Here is a 15,170-nt window from a genome sequence, read left to right as displayed (position 1 = left end):
GACCCGCGTCGAGAGAGTAAGGACATTCCCGATATGCAGACCCCCACTTTCGGCGGCGTGAACCCGCAGGCGCTGCAGTCGCCCGGCAGCCGGTACGTCCTCCCGCAGTTCGAGGAGCGTACGGCCTACGGCTACAAGCGTCAGGACCCGTACAACAAGCTGTTCGAGGACCGCGTCATCTTCCTGGGTGTCCAGGTGGACGATGCATCCGCGGACGACGTGATGGCGCAGCTCCTGGTTCTGGAGAGCCAGGACCCCGACCGCGACATCATCATGTACATCAACTCGCCGGGCGGATCCTTCACCGCGATGACCGCGATCTACGACACGATGCAGTACGTCTCGCCGCAGATCCAGACCGTCGTGCTCGGCCAGGCCGCTTCCGCGGCCGCGGTGCTGCTGGCTGCCGGCGCGCCGGGCAAGCGCCTGGCGCTTCCGAACGCCCGCATCCTGATCCACCAGCCTGCGATGGGCGAGGCCGGCCACGGCCAGGCCTCGGACATCGAGATCCAGGCGCAGGAGATCATGCGCATGCGCACCTGGCTGGAGGAGACGCTCGCGAAGCACTCCAACCGCACGCAGGAAGAGGTCAACAAGGACATCGACCGTGACAAGATCCTCTCCTCCGAGGAGGCCGTCACGTACGGACTGGTCGACCAGGTCCTCACGACCCGCAAGCGCACCCCGGCAGCCCTCACCCGCTGATCCGATCCGAAGCCCCCGTCGTACGTCGACGGGGGCTTCGGCGTTCCCGCGCACGGTGCGCTGATACGGGCCGTCCCAATACGCTCCGATGTCCGCTGCAGCGGTTAGGCTCGAACCACCCTGAACGACCGCCCTGTAGAGGAGAGCCGGATGGCACGCATCGGTGAGAGCGCCGACCTGTTCAAGTGCTCCTTCTGCGGAAAGAGCCAGAAGCAGGTCCAGCAGTTGATCGCCGGACCCGGCGTCTACATCTGCGACGAGTGCGTCGAGCTGTGCAACGAGATCATCGAGGAGCGGATGGCGGAGTCCTCCGCCGGTGTCGTCTCGGAGTTCGACCTTCCCAAGCCTCGCGAGATCTTCTCCTTCCTGGAGGAGTACGTGGTCGGGCAGGATGCCGCCAAGCGCGCCCTGTCAGTCGCGGTCTACAACCACTACAAGCGCATCCGTGCGCACGGCACCCTGCAGTCCGCGGAACAGCGCGCCGAGGACGTCGACATCGCCAAGAGCAACATCCTCCTGCTCGGCCCGACCGGGTGCGGCAAGACCTACCTGGCCCAGACGCTGGCCAAGCGCCTGAACGTCCCCTTCGCGGTCGCCGACGCGACGGCGCTCACCGAGGCAGGCTACGTCGGCGAGGACGTCGAGAACATCCTCCTCAAGCTCCTCCAGGCCGCGGATTTCGACACCAAGCGTGCCGAGACGGGCATCATCTACATCGACGAGGTCGACAAGATCGCCCGCAAGGCGGAGAACCCCTCCATCACCCGCGATGTCTCCGGCGAGGGCGTGCAGCAGGCGCTGCTGAAGATCCTCGAGGGTACGGTCGCCTCGGTGCCGCCCCAGGGTGGCCGCAAGCATCCTCATCAGGAGTTCATCCAGATCGACACGACGAACGTGCTGTTCATCGTGGCCGGCGCTTTCGCGGGCCTGGAGGACATCATCTCCTCGCGGGTCGGCAAGCACGGCGTCGGTTTCGGTGCGCCGCTCTACGACAAGGACGGCGACCAGAACCTCTTCGGAGAGGTGCTGCCGGAAGACCTGCACAAGTTCGGCCTCATCCCCGAGTTCATCGGGCGCCTTCCCGTCGTGGCGTCGGTCCACCCCCTCGACCAGGACGCGCTCATGGAGATCCTCACCGGTCCCAAGAACGCGCTGGTCAAGCAGTACCAGCGGATGTTCGAGATCGACGGCGTGCAGCTCGAATTCGAGCAGGATGCGCTCCGCGCCATCGCCGACCTCGCCGTCGGGCGCAAGACCGGAGCCCGCGGGCTCCGCGCGATCCTCGAAGACGTGCTCGGGCCGATCATGTTCGACATCCCCTCCGCCGACGACGTGGCGAAGGTGATCATCACGCAGGCCTCCGTCGAGGAAGGCGCGACCCCCACGCTCGTGTTGCACCAGAAGCGCAAGACCGCCTGACCTTCGCGCGCGATGTCGGCGGCCGCTCCTACCGTGTGAACACGCCTCTCCGGAGGCGCCTGCCCGCACGCTACGGTAGGCGCCGCCCGCGTCAGTCGGTCAGCCCGCGTCGTTCCAGGAGCGGCTCGATCTCCGCATCCCGCCCGCGGAAATCGCGGTACGCCTCGAGTGGGTCCTTGGAGCCACCGACGCCGAGCAGTCGCGCGCGGAAGCGATCGCCGTTCTCGCGGCGGAGACCGCCGTTCTCCCGGAACCACTCGACGGTGTCGGCATCGAGCACCTCGCTCCAGATGTACGAGTAGTACCCGGCGCTGTACCCTCCGGAGAACACGTGCTGGAAATACGAGGAGGCGTACCGCGGCGGAATGACCGGGTTGTCCAGGCCGATGTCGGCCAACGCCGCCTGCTCGAAGGTGCTCACATCGACGTCTGCGGACGCATCTCGCGCCGACAGTGCGTGCCACGCCTGGTCGATCCAGGACGCGGCGAGGTACTCGCTCGTCGCGAAGCCCTGATTGAACGCCTCCGACGCGTGCAGGCGGTCCACCACGTCGGCGGGCAGCGGCTCGCCCGAGTCCGCATGCCGGGCGTAGTTGGCGAGGATCTCCGGCTCGAAGATCCACATCTCGTTCACCTGACTGGGGAACTCGACGAAATCCCGGAATACGGCGGTTCCTCCGAAGTGCGGATACGTGACCCGGGCGAACAGCCCGTGCAGCGCGTGGCCGAACTCGTGGAAGAGGGTGGTCACCTCATCCAGGGTGAGGAGGGTCGGGGTTCCCGCCGCGGGCTTGGCGACGTTGAGGTTGTTGACGACGACCGGAGTCGTGCGCCGGAGGTCGGACTGCACGACGATGGAGTTCATCCACGCCCCGCCCCGCTTGGTCTCGCGTGTGTACAGGTCGAGGATGTACAACCCCAGCGACGAGCCGTCGGGCTCGAACACCTCGAACACACGGGCGTCCGGGTGGTACGCGGTCAGATCTGCCCGCTCGCGGAACCGGACGCCGTAGAGGCGCTCGGCCGCGAAGAAGACCCCGTCCGTGAGCACGCGTTCCGCCTCGAACCAGGGACGCAGCGCCGTGCGATCGAGGTCGTACTCCGCCGCGCGCACCTTCTCGGTGTAGAACGCCCAGTCGTGCGCCTCGAGGGTGAACGTACTCGGTTCGTGGTCGAGGAGCTCCTGCAGCTTCTGCTCCTCTCGCCGGGCGTTGCGGGCGGCGGGCACAGCGAGCCGGCGAAGCATCGCGTGGACGGCCTCGGGCGACCCTGCCGTCTGGTCGGCGGTGACGTAGGCGGCGTGGCTGGGGTATCCCAGCAGGTGCGCACGTTCCGCGCGCAGCCGTGCGATCTCGTGCAGCACGCCGCGGTTGTCGTTGGCATTGCCCCGGATGCCACGGGCGCGCGAGGCCTCGAGGAGCCGTCGGCGGCTCTCGCGGACGGTCAGGGCGGACAGATACGGGTGGCCGGTGAACAGCGTCAGCGTGACGACGTACTTTCCGGGAAGTCCGCGATCGGCACCGGCTTGCGCGGCCGCGGAGAGCTCCCCGTCCGACAGGCCATCGAGTTCTGCGGCGTCGTCGAACACGACGGCGAGGTCGTTGGTGTCGGCCAGGAGGTTCTTCTCGAACGTCGTCGTCAGCACCGACAGGCGCCGGTTGATGTCCATGAGCTGCGACTTCTCGTCATCGCTCAGGCCTGCGCCGGCACGTGACATCTCCCGGAATCGGCGCTGCACGAGGTACCGCTGCTCGTCGGTGAGGTCGAGGTCGCCGAGGCCGTCGTGAATGGTCTGGATGCGGGCGAACAGGTCCGCATCGAGCGCGATGGAGTCCTGGTGCGCGGACATCAGCGGGGCGAGCGTCTCTTCGATGTCCTGGATCTCCACGCTCGCGTCCGCGGACGACACGGTGTAGAACGTGCGGGCGACGCGGTCCAGCATCTCACCGCTGTCCTCCAGGGCGCGCAGGGTGTTCTCGAACGTGGGCGGCTCAGCCGCTCCGGCGATCGCGTCCACCGCGGAGCGTTGTGCGGCCATGGCCTCCTGGAACGCCGGCAGATAGTCGTCGGCCCGAATGGCGGCGTAATCGGGGAGTCCGTGGGGCAGGCCGCTGGCCGTGAGGAGGAGGTTGGTGCGATCCATCCCGCCAGCGTAGCCAGACCCGGCCGCGTTCCCGGTGGCGGGTGCGCGCCGAACGGGAATGTGCAAGGGCGATGCAGAGCTTGTCTTGCATGCGAGTGCGCGCACGCATTCCGCTGACGGTATCACCGGAGGATCCTGACATGACTGCTCTCGCTGGCGACGGCCTGGGGCGAGACTTCGGCAAGCTTTGGAGCGCAGCGGCCTTCAGCAATTTCGCGGACGGGGTGGGGCGCACCGCGGTGCCGTTGATCGCGACCACCCTCACGAGCGACCCGCTGATCATCTCCCTGTTCGGCGCCCTCGCCTTCCTGCCCTGGCTCGTGTTCGGCCTTCCCGCCGGCATGGTCGTCGACCGCTTCGATCGGCGGATGGTGATGGCCGCGGCGAATGGGCTGCGGGGCGCGGCCGCGCTGTGGCTGGCGGTTCTCGGAGCGACCGGCGACATGACGGTGGCCGCCCTGATGATCGGCACCCTTCTGTTCGGGGTCGGCGAGACGCTCTTCGACAACGCCACCAACGCCGTCGTCCCCAGCGTCGTTCGCCGCGATCAGCTCGAGCGCGCCAACGGGCGCATCCAGGCTGCGCAGGGCACGATCGACAATTTCGTGGCGACGCCCATGGCGGGAGTCCTGTACGCCGTCGCGCTCGCGCTGCCGCTGTGGTTCGGAGCGGCCGGATATCTCGTGCCGGTGGTCCTCGCCCTCTTCCTGCCGTTGACGGCCGCGCGACCGCTCCGCCAGGCCCCTTCGCTGCCCACGGCTGAATCGCCCTCGGTTGAACCGCCCTTGGTCCCGGGCGCGGTCCCTGCGCCCCCCGCGCGAGTCCCGACGCGCGACGCTCTCCGCTATCTCGCGCGGCACCGCTACCTCCGGGCCATGGTCGTGTTCGTCTCAGTCCTCGGTTCGGCGTTCAGCTTCGCGCAGGCGACGACGCTGCTGTACTTCCTCGACGAACAGGGGGTCGCCCCCGGGGCAATCGGGTTCGTCACGGCGGGCCTGGGAGTGGGCGCCATCCTCGGGTCGGTCCTCGCGGCATGGTTCGTGCGCCGCTTCGGCCGCGGCCCGGTCATGCTGGGCGCGAACCTCGTGGCCGTGGCGGGGATGACAGCGATCTGGCTGGCGCCAGGGGTGGTCGTCGCGGTCGTGTCCTTCGCCGTGTTCGCCTTCGCGGTGTCGCTCTGGAACGTCCCCTGGGCCGCCCTTCGACAGCAGATCGTGCCGCCGATGCTCTTCGGACGGGTGCTGGGGGTGATCCGAATGCTGACATGGGGACTCTTCCCCGTCGCCACCGTGCTCGGGGGCGTCGTGGCGCGCGTCGATCTGCGGCTGCCGTTCGTTGTCGCCGCCGCGTTGGTCCTCATCACGACGCTGGGCTCCGCCCGGCTCCTCATCCGCGGAACGCGGGAAGCCGGGGCCGAGGCCGGCGCCCCGGCGGTCGAGGACGACTAAGAGATGCCGGTGTCGTCGTCCTTGCGCACGACGACCTCGCCGTTCGGGTCGACCGTGACGATCACACCGGTGTCCAGTTCGGCGACGGGGCGGTGTTCCAGCCAGGTCAACGTCCAGCGCGGCGCGGGCTGGTGAGCGAGCTGGTCTGCCGGAAGCAGCCGCTCCACCGCCGCGATCTGTGCGTGCAGCGCCTCGGGCACGGCAGCGGGCGGAGTGTCGCCGAAGGTCCAACGGGTTCCGAGTTGCATCAGTTCTCCTGCGTGGCGAGTTGGATGTCGAGGACCGCCGTGGTGTCGGCATCCACGAACGTGAGGGAGGCGATGCGTCCGACGGCGCGGAGGTCGCCCTCCGCGAGACGCAACGCATCCGCGGACGGTCCCGCCAGGGTGATCGCATCCACCGGCGTCTTCTGCGAGACCTTGGCCTCGGTCTTGGCGCGGCGAATCCCGATCAACGCCTCGCCCACGGCGGCCAGCACCGCAGGGTCACCGGCCGTGCCCCCCGTCGTGGTCTGGTCGGGGGCGATTGGCTCCGGCCACGGGGCGGTGTGCACCGAACCGTCGTTGAACCACGACCAGGCTTCCTCCGCCGCGAAGGCCAGCACCGGGGCGAAGAGGCGGAGGAGCGTCGACAGCGCGAGACGGAGGGCCAGGGCCGCGGAGGCCTGGCCGACGTCGGTGCGGTCGTACGCACGCTCCTTGACCAGCTCGAGGTAGTCGTCGCAGAACGTCCAGAAGAACGACTCCGTCACCTCGAGGGCGCGGGCGTGGTCGTAGGCCTCCAGCGCCTTCGTCGCCTCGTGCACGACCCCGTCGAGGGTGGCCAGCATCGAGGCATCCAGCGCGTGGGTCACTTCCGCCCCCTCGGGGACAGGGAAGGACAGGACGAACTTGGCGGCGTTGAGCAGCTTGATGGCCAGACGTCGGCCGATCTTGATCTGCGTGGGATTCTGCGGATCGAACGCCGCATCGGTGCCGAGCCTGCTCGACGCCGCCCAGTAGCGGACCGCGTCGGAACCGTGCTGGACGAGGATGTCGGCCGGGGTGACCACGTTCCCCTTCGACTTCGACATCTTCTTGCGGTCGGGGTCGACGATGAAGCCGGAGATCGCCGCATCCGACCAGGGCGCCCGGCCGTCCTCCAGTGCGCTGCGCAGCAGGGTGGAGAAGAGCCACGTGCGGATGATGTCCTGGCCCTGCGGGCGAAGGTCGAACGGGGCGACGGTGTTCCACAGCTCCTCGTCCCGCTGCCATCCGCCGGCCAGCTGCGGCGTGAGGGACGACGTGGCCCACGTGTCGAAGATGTCGCGTTCGGCGTCGAACCCGCCCGGCACGCCGCGCTGGCCTTCGGTGTAGCCGGGGGGGACGTCGGTGGTGGGGTCGACCGGGAGTGCCGCGGCGTCGGGGGTCAGCACCCGGTCGTAGTCGCGGTCGCCGTTCTCGTCCAGGCCGTACCAGACCGGGATCGGAACCCCGAAGAAACGCTGGCGCGACACGAGCCAGTCGCCGGTGAGCCCGTTCGTCCAGTTCTCGTAGCGGACCCGCATGAAGTCGGGATGCCACGCGATCTCCTGGCCGAGCGCGATGAGACGCTCACGCAGTGCGGCATCGCGGGCGCCGTTGCGGAGGTACCACTGGCGCGTGGAGACGATCTCCAGCGGCCGGTCGCCCTTCTCGAAGAACTTCACCGCATGGGTGAAGGGCTTGGGGTCGCCGATCATGTCGCCGGATTCCTGCAGCAACTCCACGATGCGCTTCTTCGCACTGAACACGGTCTTGCCGGCCAGCTCCGCGTACGCGGCCTTCGCCGCATCCGTCTCGATCACATCGGGGGCATCGGCGAGGACCCGGCCATCGCGGCCGATGATCGTGCGGTTGGGGAGGTCGAGTTCGCGCCACCAGATGATGTCGGTGACGTCACCGAAGGTGCAGATCATCGCGATGCCCGAGCCCTTGTCGGGCTGGGCGAGCGGGTGGGCGAGCACGGGCACTTCCACGTCGAACAGGGGCGTGCGCACGGTCGATCCGAAGAGCGCCTGGTAGCGCTCGTCGTCGGGGTGCGCCACGAGTGCGACGCACGCCGGCAGAAGCTCGGGGCGCGTGGTCTCGATGAAGACGTCTCCGTCCGCGCCGTGGAAGGCGAGGCGGTGGTAGGCCGCGGGCTGATCGCGATCCTCGAGCTCGGCCTGGGCGATCGCGGAACGGAAATCGACATCCCAGAGGGTCGGAGCCAGTGCCTGGTAGGCCTCGCCGCGCTCCAGGTTACGCAGGAACGCCAGCTGGCTGCTGCGCATCGTCTCGTCGGAGATCGTGCGGTAGGTCTGGGTCCAGTCCACGCTCAGGCCGAGGGAGCGCCACAGCGCCTCGAAGGTCTTCTCGTCCTCGACCGTCAGGCGCTCGCACAGCTCGATGAAGTTGCGGCGGCTGATGGGCACCTGGTCGGCGGCCTTGCTCGACTTGTTGTCGCCTCCCTCGTAGGGCGGGGCGAAGCCCGCGTCGTACGGCAGGGACGGGTCGCAGCGCACCCCGTAATAGTTCTGCACGCGCCGCTCGGTGGGCAGGCCGTTGTCGTCCCACCCCATCGGGTAGAACACGGTCTTGCCACGCATGCGCTCGAAGCGCACCTTGACATCGGTGTGCGTGTAGCTGAAGACGTGGCCGATGTGGAGACTCCCGGAGGCCGTCGGCGGCGGGGTGTCGACCGAGAAGACGCCCCCACGACCGGCCTCCACGGCGCGGACCCTGTCGAACAGGTACGTGCCCTGCTGGGTCCACGCGGCATCCCACTTCTGCTCGAGACCCTCCAGGGCGGGCTTGTCGGGAATGTGCGCGTCGGTCACGGAAGGCTCCTCGATATGTGCGGCACCGTGTGAACGTGCCTGAGTGTGGGATCGCCTCGATTCTACCGTCCGCTCCGGACCCCCTCCGGCTCGCCCGGCCCCTGCGTCCCCGACTCGCGCCGGGGCCTGGGCGGGGTTTCGCGCCGGGGCCTGGGCCGCGGAAATCGAGGAGAACCCGAGGATCGAGGAGGCTTCGCCGCATCCGGATCCTCGATTCCCGTGATCCCCTCGGAACGCGCGTCAGCGGGCGAGGTGCAACCCTTGCGCGACCGCGCGCATGACCAGAGCCTGCACCTCGTGCCAGCGGTCGATGACCTGGATGTAGCCCACTCGGACGACGTGGTAGCCGAGGGTGGCCAGGAGTGCGTCGTGGGCGATGTCCTCTGCGCGCTGCTGGCCGACATGGTGCGCCCCGTCGATCTGCAGCACCAGCCGGTCGCCGATGAGGAAGTCCACTCGGTGCCCGGCGATCCAGGCCTGCGGCACGATCGGCAGATGGAGCCATCGGAGGCGCACCAGCACGAAGGTCTCCAGACCCGAGTCGCTGAACGGGGTCGCGACGTCGAGGATCTCGCGCGCTCGACCGGTAAAGGGGAGGCGGCGGAGCTGATGCAGATCGACCATCCCCGACTGGATCGCCGACTCCCAGGTCGCGAGCGCGCGTTCATACGGCTGGCAGGCGGCCACCAGCGCGAGCATGTTCTCCGCCGCATCGGTGAGGGAACCGGGTACACGCGGCACGATGGGTGTGGCCCAGTGCACGTGGGCGCCGCGGGCTCTCACGGCGCCGGCCGAGGCCGGTGCGGCGACGTGGTGCTCGTCTCCGTCGCGCAGCACCCACAGGCCGAGCCGGGCGGCGAGCGTGACGCACGTGAGGACGACACCGGCACGGGCCGCCGCGATGAGCACCGGATCGGCGTAGGGGAGGGCGACCCACCCGCCGCGGGGACGGATGAGCTGCCCGGAGGTGACGTGCTCGCGGATGCGGTACTCGCTCGCGCCCGCCCGACGCAGGTCCGTCGTGCGTACCACCCCGCCGCGCGCGACCACCCATCCGAGGACATCCATGCAGGGATCCTCGGCCGAAGAGTCGCAGAGCGTGCGCGGCTGAGGCGTGGCCGTGCACAACTCTCCGCGGAGGAGAGGTGGGGAGGGGGAGTGGTATCCGCGCATCATGGACTCGCCGGCCTCGAGTGCCCGCGGGAATCGAGGAGATCGCGGGAATTGAGGAGCGGATGCGGGTGGCCGCTCCTCGATTCGCGAGATCCCCTCGATACCCGCGGTCGCTCGATCTGAGATCTCTCGATTCGCGAGATCGCCTCGATCCGCGACATACCCGCGATGGCAGAGGGAATGCCGCCGGGGCCGCCCGCGTTGTTCGACTCCGTCCACCAATCCGATACGGTGGACCCGCCGTCCCTTCCTTCGTCTCGAGGTCTTTCATGCCCGCTCACCGACTGGGCAGGCTTGTTCCTGCCGCCGCTCTCACCCTCGTCGCCGCCATCGCGCTCAGCTCGTGCTCCGGCGGCGGCAGCGCCGACGACGACGGCGGCGGCGAGGTGGTGTGGGCGATCGAGGGCGCGAACCTGTCGGCCGGGCACATGGACCCGCAGACCAGCCAGCTCGATGTCTCCGCCATGATCCAGCGCTCCGTGCTGGACTCGCTGGTCTTCCAGGAGGCCGACGGGACCTTCTCGCCCTGGCTGGCCGAGGAGTGGGAGATCCAGGACGACGGCGCCGCCTACGTGTTCACCCTCCGGGACGACGTCACCTTCCACGATGGCGAGCCCTTCGATGCCGCAGCGGTGAAGGCGAACTTCGACCGCATCGCCGACCCGGAGACGGCCTCCGCGCAGGCGGCGAGCATGCTGGGCGGCGAGTTCTACGCCGGCACCGAGGTGATCGACGACCGCACGGTGCGTGTGAGCTTCACGCAGCCGTACGCGCCGTTCCTGCAGGCGGCGAGCACATCCCTGCTCGGGTTCTACTCACCGGCGGTCCTCGAGGACGCCGCCGACCAGCTCAGGGCCGGCGGCCCCGGCGTCACCGTGGGGACCGGTCCGTTCGAGCTGACCGAGTACACCCCCGACCAGGAGCTCGTCTACACCCGCAACGACGACTACGCGTGGGGGCCGGACGGCCAGGATGCTGCGCCGTTCGAGACCCTGCGGGTCGAGATCCTCCCCGAGGCCGCCGTGCGCGCGGGGGTGGTGGAAAGCGGCGAGGCCGACCTGGCCAGCAACATCCCGCCGAACCTCGCCGCCGAGCTCCCCGACACGCTCACCGTCGACGCCAACGAGTATCCCGGGCTGCCCTACTCGCTCTACCTCAACGAGGCGTACGGGGTCTTCGCCGACGAGCGCGTGCGGCAGGCGTTCTCCCGGGCCATCGACGTCGACACCGCCGTCACCGAGATCTTCTACGGTCAGTTCCCGCGCGCCTGGAGCGTGCTCGGCTCCACGACCCCGGGGTACGACGCGTCGCTCGAGGGGACCTGGGAGTTCGACCCCGAGCGGGCGAACCAGCTCCTGGACGAGGCGGGATGGACCGGGCGGGATGCCGACGGCTACCGGACGAGGGACGGACAGCGGCTCTCGGCTCGCTGGATCGCCTGGACGCCGGTGCCCGATGATCGCGTCGCGCTGGCCAACGCCATCCAGTCCGACCTCAGGGACGTCGGCTTCGAGGTCGTCCGCGAAGTGCTCGAGCCCGGCGCCTACAACGAGCAGTACGAGCCCAGGACCTTCGACCTGACGGACTGGGGCTTCTCCGGCGTGGATCCCGACCTGCTGCGCAGCCACCTCCACACCGACGGCTTCCAGAACGCGTCGCAGGTGAGCGACCCCGCCGTGGACGCGCTCCTAGAGGAGGGCGTGGCATCCACGGATCAGGATGCGCGCAACGCGGTCTATGCGCAATTGCAGCAGTGGAACGCCCAGCACGTCGCGATCGTGCCGCTGTACAGCCCGTCGCTCATCACGGCGGTGGGCGAGACGATCTCCGGCCTGACCTACGATCTCTACGGGCGCCCGCTGTTCTATGACGTGACCGTCGGCTGACGCCGGCGCGCGGTCCTTCCTCACCCGGGCGCGGAGAGCAGATGGACGACGGCAACCGCAGCCGCGTGGTGCTGGCGCGCCTGGGGAGCGCGGTCATCTCGGTGGTCGTGGTGCTCTGGGGGGCGGCGACCCTCGCCTTCCTGGCGTTCCGGGTCATCCCCGGCGACCCGGTCTCCGTGATGCTCGGGCCCCAGGCGCAGGTTAGCGACGCGGTCAGGCAGGGTATTCGCGAGGAACTGGGCCTGGACCGCCCGCCGATCGAGCAGTACCTCGGCTACCTCGCCGGACTGCTGCGCGGCGACCTCGGAGAGTCGTACCAGCTGCGGATGCCGGTGACCGAGGTGATCGGGCGGCAATTGGGCCCGACCCTCCAGCTGACGGCGACCGCGCTCGTCGTGGCGGCGATCGTGGCCTTCGCCGTCGTGCTCGTCGCCCGCAACCCGATCGCCCGGGGCATCGTCGCGACGGTGGAGCTGATCATCCTGTCGTCGCCGGTGTTCTGGATCGGGCTGCTGCTGCTGAGCGTGTTCGCGTTCGGCCTGGGGTGGTTCCCCGTGTCCGGATCGCGGAATCCGGCGACCATCGTGCTCCCCGCCGTGACGCTCGCGCTGCCGGTGGCGGCACTGCTGGGTCAGGTCCTCCGCGACGGGATCGAGTCGGCGGAGCGGCAGCCGTTCGCCACCACGGTGCGGGCGCGCGGGGCCGGCCCCACCTGGCTGACCGTCCGCCATTCGCTCCGCCATGGCTCGACGGGCGCCGTCACCCTCGCGGCCTACTTCGTCGGGTCGCTGCTGGGGGGCGCGGTGCTGGTGGAGACGGTCTTTGCCCGACCGGGCCTCGGCCGCGTGACGCTCGCGGCCATCTCCGACCGCGACCTCCCCGTGATCACGGGCATCATCCTCCTGAGCGCGGTCGTCTTCGTCGTGGTCACCCTGATCGTCGAACTGGTCTACCCGCTCCTGGATCCGCGGCTGCGCGACGCGCGCACCGATGCGGCTCGCACCCGGAGGGTGTCATGACCGGCGGTCGGCGCGTGCTGGTCGGTGTCGCCGTCGCGGTGCTCACGCTGGTGGGCCTCGTCGCCCTCGCCCCTCAGCTGTTCGCGACGCATGATCCGCTGCAGACCGAGGTGACGCAGGCACTCCTCCCGCCGAGCGGCGACCATCTGTTCGGCACCGATCAGAGCGGGCGCGACGTGTACTCGCGCGTCGTGTACGGCGCGTCGCGCTCGGTGGGGATCGGACTGCTGGCCACGGCGTTCGCCTTGGCCGTGGGGCTGGTGGTGGGCTCCCTCTCCGGCGTCGCGCCGCGGCTCGTGGATGCGGTGGCGATGCGAGCGACCGACGTGCTGCTGGCGTTCCCCGAGTTCCTCATCGCCCTGGTGGTCGTTGCGATCCTCGGGCCGGGCCCCGCCAATGTCGCCGTCGCCGTCACCATCGCCGCGGTCCCGGTGTACGTGCGACTCGCGCGCGCCCAGACCCGGAGCCTGGGCACCGCGGAACACGTGGAGGCCGCCCGCATCCTCGGGGTGCCGGCGCCTGCCGCCTTCCTCCGCCACGTGGTACCGGGCGTGTTCGGGGCGCTGAGCGTCCTGGCGACGATCGGCATCGGCTCCAGCATCCTGGCCGCGGCGGGGCTGAGCTTCCTCGGTCTCGGGCCCACCGAGCCCACGCCGGAGTGGGGCCTGATGCTCTCCGGCGGGCGCAACGTGCTCGGCCAGGCGTGGTGGGTGGCGGTGTTCCCTGGTGCGGCGATCACCGTCACCGTGGTGGCGGCGACGGTGCTCGGCCGCGCCGTGCGGGCGCGCAGCGAGGGACGTCCGGCATGAGCGGTCTGCAGGTGCGGGGGCTCCGGGTAGCGTTCGGCGCGACGACCGTCGTGGATGGCGTCGACTTCGCCGTCGCGGCGGGGGAGTGCCTGGCGATCGTCGGTGAATCCGGCGCGGGCAAGTCGCTCACGGCGCGCGCACTCCTCGGCTTGGCTCCGGACGGCGCCGCCGTGACCGCGGACGAACTCGTGGTGGACGGCACCGACACCCGAGGATTCGACGACGCGCACTGGCGAAGGCTCCGCGGGGCGCGGATCGCTCTGGTGTCGCAGGACGCGCTGGTGTCGCTGGACCCGCTCCGGCGCATCGGGGCCGAGATCGAGGAGCCCCTGCGGCTGCATGAGCGAGGGATGCGCCGCGCCGCGCGCCGCGCGCGGACCCTCGCCCTCCTCGCCGACGTCGCCATGCCCGACCCGCAGCGCCGCGTGCGCCAGTACCCGCATGAGCTGTCCGGCGGCCAGCGCCAGCGGGCGCTCATCGCCTCCGCTCTCGCGGCGCAACCCGCCATCCTCGTCGCCGACGAGCCGACCACCGCGCTCGACGTCACGGTGCAGGCACGCGTCCTGGATCTGCTGCGCGGAATCGCCGACACGGGGGTGGCGGTCGTGCTCATCAGCCACGACCTCGCCGCCGTCCGCCGGGTCGCCGATCGGATCGCGGTCATGCGCGACGGCCGGTTCGTGGAGACCGGTCCGGCCGCAGCGGTGCTGGGGGAGCCCCAGCATCCCTACACTCAGGCGCTCGTGGCGGCCGCCCGCCACGACCCGCGCCCGGCATCGGCCCCCGCGGGCGCGCCGGTGCTGACGGTTCGGGGCGTATCCAAGGCGTTCGACCGTCCGGCCGTGAGCGACGTCTCCTTCGACCTGCACGCGGGGGAGACCCTCGCCGTGGTGGGGGAGTCGGGGTCGGGCAAGACCACCCTCGCCCGACTCGTGGTGGGTGCATCCCGCCCCGACGCCGGCGAGGTGCGCATCGGTGGTATGTCCTGGGGGAGCGGGCACGATCGTGCGCTCCGCCGTCGCGTGCAATTCGTCCACCAGAACCCCCTCGGCGCCTTCGACCCGCGGTGGACGGTCGGCAGGTCGCTGCGCGAAGCCCTCTCCGCCGGCGGGATGCCACGGCGCGAGCGCGCGGCCGCCGTCGCAGGCCTGCTGCGCGAGGTCGACCTCGATCCCGCGCTCGCCTCTCGCAGACCCGTGCAGCTTTCCGGCGGACAGCGGCAGCGGGCTGCGATCGCACGCGCGCTCGCGCCACGCCCCGACATCCTGGTGCTGGATGAGCCGGTGTCGGCCCTCGACCCGACCGTGCGCGAGCTGGTGCTCGCGCTGCTGCAGCGGCTGCAGGCCGAGCGGGGACTCAGCATGATGTTCATCTCCCATGACCTGGACGTCGTGGCATCCATTGCCGACCAGGTTCTGGTCCTGCAGGACGGTGTTGTGGTCGAGGCCGGCGCCACCGGGTCGGTCTTCGCCGATCCGCGGCATCCCTTCACCCGCGAGCTGCTGGCGGCGCGGTAGCCCCGGGCGGGTAGACTCGTGGGCAAGAGCACCGATCCGGCCATCACCGGGGAGCTCTCGGAAGAACGGGGCACGAGCCCTCAGTAGAACCGAGCGGGTCAGGCCCGTCACAGCCGCAGTGAGAGTGGATTTCTCCGCCCCGCCGCAGGGGTGGAGGAGTCACGCGGGGTGGTACCGCGGCCCGGAACGGTCGTCCTCGCAGGGAGAACACG

The 15,170-nt window shown here is 70.0% G+C and carries 11 protein-coding genes; 7 read left to right on the top strand and 4 right to left on the bottom strand.

The genetic code is table 11. The annotated features are described in order from the left end of the window. Positions 1 to 33 precede the first annotated feature (33 nt). Both AC2DFQ_RS04095 and clpX read left to right on the top strand, forming a co-directional pair. Positions 34 to 705 carry an ATP-dependent Clp protease proteolytic subunit gene (locus AC2DFQ_RS04095; RefSeq protein ID WP_484509105.1) on the top strand — a complete coding sequence of 224 codons (672 nt, stop codon included), beginning with the start codon at positions 34 to 36 and terminating at the stop codon, positions 703 to 705. Between the two features lie 150 nt (positions 706 to 855). Beyond that, positions 856 to 2,124 carry an ATP-dependent Clp protease ATP-binding subunit ClpX gene (clpX, locus tag AC2DFQ_RS04090; protein ID WP_484509106.1) on the top strand — a complete coding sequence of 423 codons (1,269 nt, stop codon included), beginning with the start codon at positions 856 to 858 and terminating at the stop codon, positions 2,122 to 2,124. A 91-nt stretch (positions 2,125 to 2,215) separates the two neighbouring features. Here the strand turns inward: clpX and AC2DFQ_RS04085 are convergent, their stop codons facing one another. Beyond that, the gene (locus AC2DFQ_RS04085) at positions 2,216 to 4,267 is read right to left on the bottom strand and encodes a M3 family metallopeptidase (protein ID WP_484533020.1); all 2,052 of its coding nucleotides are present in this window, start codon (positions 4,265 to 4,267) and stop codon (positions 2,216 to 2,218) included. Positions 4,268 to 4,407: 140 nt separating this feature from the next. Here AC2DFQ_RS04085 and AC2DFQ_RS04080 point away from each other — a divergent pair, with 140 nt between their 5' ends. Then, the gene (locus AC2DFQ_RS04080; RefSeq protein ID WP_484533019.1) at positions 4,408 to 5,715 is read left to right on the top strand and encodes an MFS transporter; all 1,308 of its coding nucleotides are present in this window, start codon (positions 4,408 to 4,410) and stop codon (positions 5,713 to 5,715) included. On the opposite strand, the gene AC2DFQ_RS04075 is transcribed toward AC2DFQ_RS04080, so the two are convergent. The 3 genes from AC2DFQ_RS04075 to AC2DFQ_RS04065 all read right to left on the bottom strand — a co-directional run bounded on the left by AC2DFQ_RS04075 (position 5,712) and on the right by AC2DFQ_RS04065 (position 9,622). Then, positions 5,712 to 5,963: a hypothetical protein gene (locus AC2DFQ_RS04075; RefSeq protein WP_484509109.1), complete on the bottom strand. Its 252-nt coding sequence runs from the start codon at positions 5,961 to 5,963 to the stop codon at positions 5,712 to 5,714. The two genes, AC2DFQ_RS04080 and AC2DFQ_RS04075, sit on opposite strands and share 4 nt — an antisense overlap. Continuing rightward, positions 5,963 to 8,554 carry a valine--tRNA ligase gene (gene valS / locus AC2DFQ_RS04070; RefSeq protein ID WP_484533018.1) on the bottom strand — a complete coding sequence of 864 codons (2,592 nt, stop codon included), beginning with the start codon at positions 8,552 to 8,554 and terminating at the stop codon, positions 5,963 to 5,965. Before valS ends, AC2DFQ_RS04075 begins: the two co-directional genes overlap by 1 nt. A 240-nt stretch (positions 8,555 to 8,794) precedes the next feature. Then, entirely contained in the window at positions 8,795 to 9,622 is an 828-nt protein-coding gene (locus tag AC2DFQ_RS04065; protein WP_484533017.1) for a DUF559 domain-containing protein, read from the bottom strand. 374 nt (positions 9,623 to 9,996) lie between these two features. Between AC2DFQ_RS04065 and AC2DFQ_RS04060 the strand changes: the two genes are divergently transcribed. The 4 genes from AC2DFQ_RS04060 to AC2DFQ_RS04045 are packed head-to-tail and all read left to right on the top strand — an operon-like array spanning position 9,997 to position 14,958. After that, positions 9,997 to 11,613 carry an ABC transporter substrate-binding protein gene (locus AC2DFQ_RS04060; protein ID WP_484533016.1) on the top strand — a complete coding sequence of 539 codons (1,617 nt, stop codon included), beginning with the start codon at positions 9,997 to 9,999 and terminating at the stop codon, positions 11,611 to 11,613. A gap of 41 nt (positions 11,614 to 11,654) precedes the next feature. Further along, positions 11,655 to 12,632: an ABC transporter permease gene (locus tag AC2DFQ_RS04055; protein WP_484533015.1), complete on the top strand. Its 978-nt coding sequence runs from the start codon at positions 11,655 to 11,657 to the stop codon at positions 12,630 to 12,632. Further along, positions 12,629 to 13,441, top strand: coding sequence for an ABC transporter permease (locus tag AC2DFQ_RS04050; protein WP_484533014.1), 813 nt, complete (start codon positions 12,629 to 12,631; stop codon positions 13,439 to 13,441). Before AC2DFQ_RS04055 ends, AC2DFQ_RS04050 begins: the two co-directional genes overlap by 4 nt. Continuing rightward, positions 13,438 to 14,958, top strand: coding sequence for a dipeptide ABC transporter ATP-binding protein (locus tag AC2DFQ_RS04045; protein WP_484533013.1), 1,521 nt, complete (start codon positions 13,438 to 13,440; stop codon positions 14,956 to 14,958). The genes AC2DFQ_RS04050 and AC2DFQ_RS04045 overlap by 4 nt, the downstream gene beginning before the upstream one ends. The last annotated feature ends 212 nt before the right edge of the window (positions 14,959 to 15,170 follow it).

This window comes from Microbacterium sp. Z11_20 (assembly GCF_057197605.1).
This window is presented reverse-complemented; position numbering and strand designations above follow the sequence as displayed.